1 protein-coding gene and 1 pseudogene are annotated in these 1,531 nt (G+C 69.6%); both read left to right on the top strand.

Annotation, left to right across the window (positions count from 1 at the left end; genetic code table 11):
* Nucleotides 1–974: alpha/beta fold hydrolase (locus VT50_RS37975; protein ID WP_143645407.1), on the top strand; the 974-nt coding region annotated here is incomplete at its 5' end.
* Nucleotides 975–1,238: 264 nt separating this feature from the next.
* A pseudogene (locus tag VT50_RS41575) lies at nt 1,239–1,418 on the top strand (MmyB family transcriptional regulator); the annotation flags it as partial.
* Nucleotides 1,419–1,531 lie beyond the last annotated feature (113 nt).

Here is a 1,531-nt window from a genome sequence, read left to right as displayed (position 1 = left end):
GTGAGCCACGTACGGCGGTGGAGCGGACGCTGTGTCGTCTGTTTGCTGAGGTGTTGGGTGTGGAGTGGGTGGGGGTTGAGGATGGTTTCTTCGATTTGGGTGGTCATTCGCTGTTGGCGACGCGGTTGGTGTCGCGGGTGCGGTCTGAGTTGGGGGTTGAGCTGTCGGTGGGGGTGGTGTTCGAGACGCCGACGGTGGCCGCGCTGGCCCGCGGGGTGGAGAGCGGCGAGGGCGGGAAGGGCCTCGACGTCCTGCTGCCGCTGCGGCCATACGGCAGCCGTGTACCGCTCTTCTGCGTCCACCCGGCCGGTGGGATCAGCTGGCCCTATTCCGGACTGCTGCGCCATATCGACGCCGACCACCCCGTCTACGGCCTCCAGGCCCGCGGGTTGTCCGGTGCGGAGACCCCCCACACCACTGTCGAGGAGATCGCGGCCGACTACCTGCGTCAGATCCGCACCGTGCGGCCAAACGGCCCGTACCACCTCCTCGGCTGGTCCTTCGGCGGCATCGTCGCCCACGCGATCGCCACCCGACTCCAGGACGAGGGTGAGGAGGTGGCCTTGCTGGCGGTGCTCGACACCTACCCCCTGGCGGCAGTGGCTGCGGAGGAATCGCCGCCGGAGGCGGGAGACCGCGACATCCGGGGCATGTTCCTCGACGTCCTGGCGGACGGGGCGTACCCCCTGGATGAGGAGATCCTGACGGCGCTGTGCCACAGCCACGCCCAGCACGAGCGAGCCGCCAAGGAACACCGGCCTCGGCGGTTCCACGGGGAGATGGACCTCTTCATCGCGACGGAGGAACCCACCGACCACCGGACCGCCACATGGCGTACGCCCGATACCTGGGCGCCGTACATCGACGGAGACATCCGGACCCACGATGTGCCCAGCACCCATGACCACCTGATGACGCAGCGGGCACTGGACCACATCGGCCCCGTCATCGCCCGGGGGCTCGGGCGGCCGTAGGAGCCTGCGCCCGGCGGCGCACCCCATCCGGGTACCGACAGCGCCTGGATCGGCTTCGCCGGCCCGTACGCACTGGGGGCATGGACAGGCGAGAGCTGGCCGGGTTCCTGCGCAGCAGGCGCACTACACACGGCTGGAGCAGGCCCGGGGCCCGCGCCCCTCGCGGTGCTGGCCCGCCTGGCCCGTGCTCTGCGCCTGTCGGACGCCGAGAGCGCCCACCCGCACTACCTTGCCGGGGCCGCGCCCGCTCCGCCGTCAGGAGAACCCGCCCCGCACAAGACCTTTCGGCACCCCCTGACTGGTCCCATCACGCCCAACTGCAATGTCTTGGACATTACTGATCGGGACCAGCGAGTCGTCATCTACACGGCCGATCCCGGCTCGCCGGCGGAGGAGGCTCTGCGGCTGCTGTCGGTGATCGGCACACAGCGCATGGACAATCCCCGGCTGACCGCGGCCTCCATTCGGTCGTCGGCCGCCCTCTCACTCCTCCAGGTCTGCCCATTCGGCTTCGAGGTCGCTCTCGAGGTTGTTGATGTCGTGTTGGGTGAGGGTGA

Source organism: Streptomyces antioxidans (genome assembly GCF_000968685.2).
Classification (GTDB): domain Bacteria; phylum Actinomycetota; class Actinomycetes; order Streptomycetales; family Streptomycetaceae; genus Streptomyces; species Streptomyces antioxidans.
The sequence above is the reverse complement of the archived record's forward strand: the minus strand, read 5'-3'. Positions and strand labels throughout refer to the sequence as shown.